Source organism: Pseudoalteromonas luteoviolacea, assembly GCF_001750165.1.
GTDB lineage: Bacteria > Pseudomonadota > Gammaproteobacteria > Enterobacterales > Alteromonadaceae > Pseudoalteromonas > Pseudoalteromonas luteoviolacea_G.
This window is the reverse complement of sequence record NZ_CP015411.1, coordinates 1,338,713-1,346,810: the sequence shown is the minus strand read 5'-3', so window position 1 is coordinate 1,346,810 and position 8,098 is coordinate 1,338,713. Positions and strand designations below refer to the sequence as shown.

The following is an 8,098-nucleotide window of genomic DNA, read 5'->3' as shown; positions in this document are numbered from 1 at the left end:
ATGAAGCTATCCACGTCATCTGTATTATTCATTACTGCATTGACAGCAAGCCAGAGTGCTCTGGCGGACAATAATTTAATTGCCAATGGTTCATTTGAACAATCAGGAAATATTTCAGGGACATGGAAACTCTTCGACAACCTTTCTGGCTGGGAGCGCACAGGTGCTCGTTTTGAAATTCAAACTGATAGATTAGGTTTAATCGCACCACAAGATGGCACTCAGTATCTCGAGTTAGACTCAACCAGTAATTATACTGCTTACCAAAACATTGCGACCGAAGCAGGTAAGCGTTATGTGGTCAGCTTTTATTACTCACCTCGAGTAAAAAACAACAACCAAACCAATCAAGCAACTGTAACTTGGGATGGACAAGTTATCGCTAACCTAAATGGCGCTAGCCAAGGCTGGCAACATGTCACAGTTACCGTTACAGCCAATGGTTCACAAAGCACGCTTGCGTTTACTGGTAGCGGCACGTCAGATTCATATGGTGCATTATTAGACAATGTATCCGTGACCGCGGATTGCGTAACCGGATTGTTTGGCATCAACAATTACGGCAACGCTGGCGAAGGTTACATCTTTAATTTCAATTTAAATACGATGACTTACAGTAAGGTTGCAGGCGTTTCTCATACAGCTTCTAATATCGCGAGCAAAGACGGTGTGCTGTATTTCATGGAACAAAATGACAAGCAAACCAAAGCTTCTACATTATGGTCACTTGATTTAGATGGCAATATTGAGACGGCTGTTGCCAATGCGACCTCTTGGCCTATTTATCGTTCAGCAGTGAGCGACGATGGAATACACCTTCGCGCTACAAGTAAGACTTACATGTATGACTATAACCTACAGACAGGTGAAAAAACGGTATTAGGCAAGCTGAAATATTCAGGCGACGACTTTAGCCACGGTGATATCGCATACTCAGCGGATAACAACACCTTATACGTCTTAACAGGTAAAGCACTCTATACCCTAGATACAGCAGATATGAGTCTCACTAAAATTGGCGAACATGGCGTAAACTGGGCTTCTGGTTTGGCGATTTCCGAGACGGGCACTTTATATGTATCTGGCCGACAAATCGGACAGAACGCGAAAATTTACTCGCTTAACCCAAATACCGCAGTGGCGACTGAAATGATGGAAGGTCCAGCACATATCAGTGACCTCACCTTTGTTGATAATTACTGTCGCTAATAATTATGAATCTTGAAAAACCAGCCCTTTGGCTGGTTTTTTTATACCACAAAGCGTCTAAACCTAGCTGGTAAGGCTTCCCCATCGCCTATGTGCTGGGTATACTGACGCGTTTTTCTTGCATAGTTAGTCAATACTGACTTCGCATGTAGGACTTTTGGGAACTGGCCTCCCATTTAAAGCTGCGTGAAAACTAACACTCAAATGGGTAAATAGTTTGCCGCGACAATAAAGGCCAAACAACACACATGTGATAAATCTGGAAGTAATTAATATGAATTCAATACCTAATCGAGGTGAGTTTTTAGGTCACCCTAAAGGCCTATTCTTACTATTCGGCACGGAAATGTGGGAGCGATTCGGCTACTACGGGATGCGTGCAATTTTAGTACTTTATCTAGTAGCTCAGGTGCAAAATGGCGGTTTTGGCTGGACCAATGCCGACGCACTTAGCTTGTACGGTACCTTTACCATGGCCGTATACCTAACCCCCTTATTTGGTGGCTGGCTAGCAGATAACGTACTAGGACAGCGCAAAGCCATCATTATTGGTGGTATTTTAATGGCCGCAGGCCATTTCATTATGGGTATCCCACACAGTGTCATAGCCGGCCAAGAAGAAAATGTCTTTTACGTTGGTCTAACGCTACTTTGTATCGGTAATGGTTTATTCAAACCAAACATTTCGACCATGGTCGGCGACTTATATGAGGACGGTGACAAGCGTCGTGACGGCGCATTTACTATCTTCTATATGGGGATTAACTTAGGTGGCGCATTAGGCCCGCTTGTCGCCGGCTATGTCGCCTCCGAAATCAACTGGCAAGCAGGTTTTGTAGCTGCGGGCATCGGCATGGTGATCTCTGTTATTATGCAAATGTTATTGAGCAAAAAGTACTTAGGCGATATTGGTGTTATTCCATCCGCAAAACTATCACAGCAACAATCAGAATCAGGCAAGAAAGAGCCGTTAACTCAAGTTGAAAAAGACCGTATTCGCGTCATTTTTACGATGTCTGTATTTAGTATTATTTTTTGGATGGGCTTTGAGCAAGCCGGTGGACTCATGAACCTATTTGCAAATGACTACACTGATCGAATGCTGATGGGTTTTGAAATCCCAGCATCTTGGTTCCAATCTTTAAATTCAATATTCATTATTATTTTTGCCCCCATTGTCGCCATGATTTGGTTGAAATTGGACAAACGTGAACCTAATTCCCCAGTCAAATTTGCCATTGGCTTAGTCTTCTTAGCGCTTGGCTTTTTAACTATGATGTTTGCATTAATGACTGAAGGCGCAGCACATGGTGGTACACTGCAGATCAGCATGATGTGGTTGGTACTTTTTTATTTATTCCATACCCTGGGTGAATTATGTTTGTCTCCAATCGGTCTATCCATGGTGAGCAAGCTTGCTCCACTGCGACTTGCATCATTGCTTATGGGTATTTGGTTCCTATGTACAGCAGTCGCAAACAAAATCGCAGGCTTTGTCGGTTCGTTTATTGGTGAAGGCCAAGAAGCAATGGGCAACGCTATGGGTATCTTTATTGGTTTAGGCGCAACAGCACTTCTTTCTGCACTGGCCATGTACTTACTCAGTAACAAGCTAGTTGACTGGATGCATGGTGCAGAAGGCGACAATGAACCCCACACGCAAGCACACTATCTTGAAAAAGAGCTCGAAGTGACTGGCGAAAGACAATAACGCATAAATAAAATTTACGGAAAAGCCGCACTTTTCAGTGCGGCTTTTTTCATGTCGCAACCTTAAAATGTATATATTAATTTACAGCATACCTGCTTTTTACCCAAGCGGTTCACATTGCGCACATTACTGTAGACTTCTTGAACAATCAAAACAAAAAACAAAAAACACTTTTAAATCAAAATTTTAAATTTATTTTTCAATCTAAAGAATATAAATTAATGACCTAGTTTTCAGTTTAATAACCGCTTTTCAATCTAAAAAAATTGTCTATTGCCATTTTGTCTTAAAACCGCACCAAACGTGCAATCAAATTTACAAAACAGTCATGAGGGAATTGAAGCAGAAACCTTTCACTTTAGGTCATTTTGATTAATCATCCACTGCATAAATTACAACAAGCAATCCAGTGCTTAATGCAGGAGAATGACAATGAGTGAAGTAAATAATCCTCTTGGCCTTGTAGGTATCGAATTTACTGAATACGCAACCCCAGATGCAGATTACATGGACAAAATCTTTGCTGATTTTGGTTTCTCAAAACTTAAAAAGTTTAAAGGCAAAGATATCGTTCATTACAACCAGAATGAGATCCATTTCCTATTAAACAACGAGCGTGACGGTTTCTCTGCTGAGTTTGCTAAGTCACATGGTCCAGCTATTTGTTCAATGGGCTGGCGTGTAGAAGACGCACAAAAAGCGTTTGACATTGCTGTAGAGCGTGGTGCAAAACCTGCGACTGATTCTGCAAACAAAGATCTACCATACCCTGCAATTTACGGTATTGGTGACAGCCTAATTTACTTCATCGATGTATTCGGTGATAAAGGCTCTATCTTTGAAAATGATTTTGAAGATTTAGCTGAGCAAAACATTGTTGAAGACAAAGGTTTCATTCGCATTGACCACCTAACTAACAATGTTTACAAAGGCACAATGGAAACATGGGCAAACTTCTATAAAGGCGTATTTGGCTTTGAAGAAGTGCGTTACTTCGACATCAAAGGTCAAAAGACTGCACTACTTTCTTACGCACTTAAATCACCTTGTGGCACTTTCTCGATTCCAATCAATGAAGGTAAAGATGACAACAACAACCAGATCGATGAGTACCTAGATGAGTACAATGGTCCGGGCGTACAGCATCTTGCGTTCTTAACAAACGACCTTGTTGGCTCTCTAGATAAGCTAGACAAAACAAACATCGCAACGTTAGATATTGTTGACCACTACTACGATACAATTTTCGACCGTGTTCCTTGGGTTGCTGAAGATAAGCAAAAAATCAAAGAGCACCAGATCCTAGTAGATAGCCAGAGCGAAAACTGCTACTTACTTCAAATCTTCACGAAGAACCTATTCGGTCCTATCTTCATCGAGATGATCCAACGTGTTGATGACGGTGGGTTCGGTGAAGGTAACTTCCAGGCTCTATTTGAGTCAATTGAACGTGACCAAGAGCGTCGTGGTGTGATTTAATCACTTACCAGTTAAGACAAATTAAAAAGCAGCTTTTCTAAGCTGCTTTTGCTATTTAAACTTGGCCATATTCTGGCGAAAGCACAAATAAAAATGCATAGTCATATGCAGCTTGTAGAAAAAAGGAAAGACCATGTCTTTTATCAATGAAACACACGATATTAATTTAAAAAGCTGGGTTGCAAGTGCAAACCAAGCAGGTAACGATTTCCCAATTCAAAACTTACCATTTGCTTCATTTCGTCGCAAAGACAGCAACGAAGAGTTCCGTGGCGGCGTAGCTATTGGTGATCAGGTACTAGATCTAGCAGTCGTAGCAACTGCAAATATCTTTGACGGTGTAGCGCAAGAAGCGGCTGAAGCGGCAAATGCACAAGCACTAAACGAATTCATGGGTTTAGGTAAAGCACATTGGTCAGGCTTACGTTTAGCACTTTCTCGTGCATTACGCGAAGGCTCTGAGCACCAAAGTGTCCTTGAGAGCGCCCTTATAGCACAAGATGACGTTGAATATGCACTACCTTGTCATATCGGCGACTACACTGATTTCTACACATCAATCTATCACGCAACTGCTGTAGGTAGCTTGTTCCGCCCTGATAACCCATTGCTGCCTAACTACAAATGGGTACCAATCGGTTACCATGGCCGTGCTTCATCAATTGATGTATCAGGTCAGACTTTCCCGCGCCCTAAAGGGCAAACTAAGGCACCAGATGCAGACGCACCATCATTTGGCCCGTGTAAGCGCCTAGACTACGAGTTAGAACTCGGTATTTACCTTGGTAAAGGCAATGAATTAGGTGAAGCGATTACAATTGAAGATGCAGAAGACCATGTATTTGGTTTCTGTTTATTCAATGACTGGTCAGCACGTGACCTACAAGCATGGGAATATCAGCCTCTAGGTCCATTCCTTGCGAAAAACTTTGCATCTACAGTGTCACCTTGGATTGTAACTACAGAAGCGCTTGCGCCTTACCGTACTGCGTGGCACCGTGATGAAAACGACCCTCAGCCAATGAGCTACCTAGAGTCCGCACAAAACCGTGAAGCAGGTTCATTTGATATTCAAATGGATGTACTTATCGAAACTGACAAGATGCGCAGCGACAAAGTCGCACCGAGCAAAGTATCTGAGTCAAGCTTCAAGCACAGCTACTGGACGGTTGCACAAATGGTAACTCACCATACAGTCAACGGTTGTAACTTCTTACCAGGGGACATGTTAGGCTCTGGCACACAATCTGGCCCTGAGCACGAAGAAGCAGGTTCACTTCTAGAACTTTCTCGCGGTGGTAAAGAATCGATAACACTAAGCAACGGTGAAGAGCGTAAGTTCCTTGAAGATGGTGACAAAGTGATCATGCGTGGTTGGTGTGAAGCTGATGGCTTTAACCGTATCGGCTTTGGTTGTGTAGAAGGCACTGTGCTTCCTGCAAAATAATTGAATAAAATAATTTCATTCAAATCAAAGGCGTGCATAAACACGCCTTTTTTTTATGCTTTTATACTGGATTTTTGTATAAAAATTGTTAGAGTTAGGCGTTATCTAATTTTTAAAGTGTTATGTTAAGCGTTATCAAAAGCCTAGTTTTAAAGCTATTTCAACCCAAACAAGTTATGCTACGTCAAAATGGCGAAGTTAGCTTGTTGACTGTGCCTGCTTGGGTTCAAATCGCCTGTGTATTGTGTTTAATCACGACTTTCACTTGGCTGAGCTATACAACCTCAGAATATTTCTCACAAAAAACACATCTGCTCGAAATCTCGAAAGAAGTCTCGAAAAAAGAATCTGAATTTCTAAGTAAACAAGCAGCACTTGAAGCACAACTTGCTCAGCAACAAACACGTATTGCACAGCTTGATGCGCAGCACGCAGTATTAAACGAATTGATGGCGTCTTTACCGAATACCATCACTGAAGGTGACATTAAAGCGAACGATTCCACGTCTTCTGAAATACTTGAAAATAAAGCAGAACATACAGAAGCGACAGACCTACATGAAACGCATTCTGAGTCGTTTCATCATCATGCAACTGAGCTAAACGATGCTCAGGGCAAGCTTCTGATGCAGTTACACAATTTAATTACCAGAAGAAACGAGATATTGCTTGCCAGTATGCAAGAAGCTGGTATCGAAGCAAACTCCACCAACAACGCTCAAGGTGGTCCATATCACCAAGTCCAAAGCGACAACTTGCCAAAAGCTTACCTCAACGCCATAGATAGTTCAGTGCAGTTAAACCAGCTTGAGAGTTTGGTCCAAAAACTACCTGCCAGTATGCCAGTAAGAGAAGATAAATATTATATTTCCAGTACTTTTGGTTATCGAAAAGACCCAATTAACGGTCGCCGTGCTTACCACAAAGGCGTCGACTTAGCTGGATGGCACAAAACAGAAATCATCGCCCCCGCAGATGGTAAAGTGGTCAGAGCTGGTAAGTATGGTGGTTATGGCAAATTTGTTGAAATTCAACATGCCAATGGGATCACGACCCGTTACGGACATTTACACACAATTAAAGTTAAAAAAGGTCAAAAAGTTAAGCAATCTGATGTCATTGCACTAATGGGTAGCACAGGGAGAAGTACCAGTACACACTTGCACTACGAAGTATTACAGGATAAAAAGCATATTAACCCTGTTAAACTTGCAAGAGTACTCGAACGTGTTCAATAAATTAAAAAATAACAAATCCTCAGCGCTCTACGTTGCCATGATCTCCCCAAACACCAAAGTCATCGGTGATATTCACTGTGATGGCGAAATACAAATTGATGGCATTGTGTCTGGCAATCTCGAAGTAGAACACTTGGTCATTGGTGAGCAAGGGACCATAGAAGGCAATATCAAGGCGACACAAGTCCATGTAAAAGGCACAGTGAATGGCTGTATCTCAGCTCAACAAGTTCGTTTAGAGCCTTCAGCCAAAGTGCATGGTGATATCATTCACGATACATTGAGTATCGAAGCAGGGGCGCATATTGAGGGCCAGCTCACGCATAAAACTGACCTCTCAAATGTCACTTCCATTGAAAAGCAAGAAAAAGCCTAATTTCGTGCGGTAATATACATTGTGACATCGGCGTGAAACACTTTCACGCCCTCAGCATTATATACCTCAACTGGCACTATCAAGTCCTCCTTATCTCGCCATTCATGAGGTAGTGGGATCACCGCTTCGGCCTTCAAATCACTGTCAGCCTTTTTTAGGTATTGCACAGTCATCCCTTTAGGGATCCACCTATGTGTTTGAACAGGCACTGTCGCATCAGTGACTACACCAGCGCATAGCTCAGCTAAGTTACATTGTGCAATTGCATGGACTGTTCCTATATGGTTATGAACCGCTTTGCGATTTGGCATATGCGCACAAATTCGACCAAGACTTAAATGAGTGATTTTAGGTTTAATAGTCGAAAAATAAGGCGCTCTTTTACACACAGCCTTGCTAAATAGCCAACTCCCAAAAGGTAACCAGCTAAATCTTTTATAGGTTTTTAAAAGTGAACTTGGCATAATTTATCCTGTTTTTTATCAAACCTAACACATCAGACCAGTCAACTCTAGTGTTATCAGCATATAAGAATATCCATATATCTATATATCTATATAGACTATTCAAAAAGGAAACTCCTTTGAGAAGAAAAAGTACAACAAACAACCTGAGCCAATAAAAGGTAAAGCATTGTT

At 41.8% G+C, this 8,098-nt stretch carries 7 protein-coding genes; 6 read left to right on the top strand and 1 reads right to left on the bottom strand.

Annotated elements, in window-relative coordinates:
• The 6 genes from S4054249_RS05880 to S4054249_RS05855 all read left to right on the top strand — a co-directional run bounded on the left by S4054249_RS05880 (window position 1) and on the right by S4054249_RS05855 (window position 7,460).
• Window positions 1-1,209, top strand: coding sequence for a DUF642 domain-containing protein (locus tag S4054249_RS05880; protein WP_046356608.1), 1,209 nt, complete (start codon window positions 1-3; stop codon window positions 1,207-1,209).
• A gap of 274 nt (window positions 1,210-1,483) precedes the next feature.
• A complete protein-coding gene (locus S4054249_RS05875; protein ID WP_046356609.1) occupies window positions 1,484-2,920 on the top strand; it encodes a peptide MFS transporter in 1,437 nt (478 codons plus the stop codon).
• 432 nt (window positions 2,921-3,352) lie between these two features.
• On the top strand, window positions 3,353-4,399 hold the full coding sequence (gene hppD / locus S4054249_RS05870; protein WP_046356610.1) for a 4-hydroxyphenylpyruvate dioxygenase: 1,047 nt from the start codon (window positions 3,353-3,355) through the stop codon (window positions 4,397-4,399).
• 133 nt (window positions 4,400-4,532) lie between these two features.
• Window positions 4,533-5,846: a fumarylacetoacetase gene (gene fahA, locus S4054249_RS05865; RefSeq protein ID WP_046356611.1), complete on the top strand. Its 1,314-nt coding sequence runs from the start codon at window positions 4,533-4,535 to the stop codon at window positions 5,844-5,846.
• Window positions 5,847-5,968: 122 nt separating this feature from the next.
• On the top strand, window positions 5,969-7,084 hold the full coding sequence (locus tag S4054249_RS05860; protein ID WP_046356612.1) for a peptidoglycan DD-metalloendopeptidase family protein: 1,116 nt from the start codon (window positions 5,969-5,971) through the stop codon (window positions 7,082-7,084).
• Entirely contained in the window at window positions 7,074-7,460 is a 387-nt protein-coding gene (locus tag S4054249_RS05855; protein WP_046356613.1) for a bactofilin family protein, read from the top strand. Before S4054249_RS05860 ends, S4054249_RS05855 begins: the two co-directional genes overlap by 11 nt.
• Here the strand turns inward: S4054249_RS05855 and S4054249_RS05850 are convergent.
• Window positions 7,457-7,924 (bottom strand): hotdog fold domain-containing protein, encoded by a 468-nt coding sequence (locus S4054249_RS05850; protein ID WP_046356614.1) that lies wholly within the window; start codon window positions 7,922-7,924, stop codon window positions 7,457-7,459. The two genes, S4054249_RS05855 and S4054249_RS05850, sit on opposite strands and share 4 nt — an antisense overlap.
• Between the last annotated feature and the right edge of the window lie 174 nt (window positions 7,925-8,098).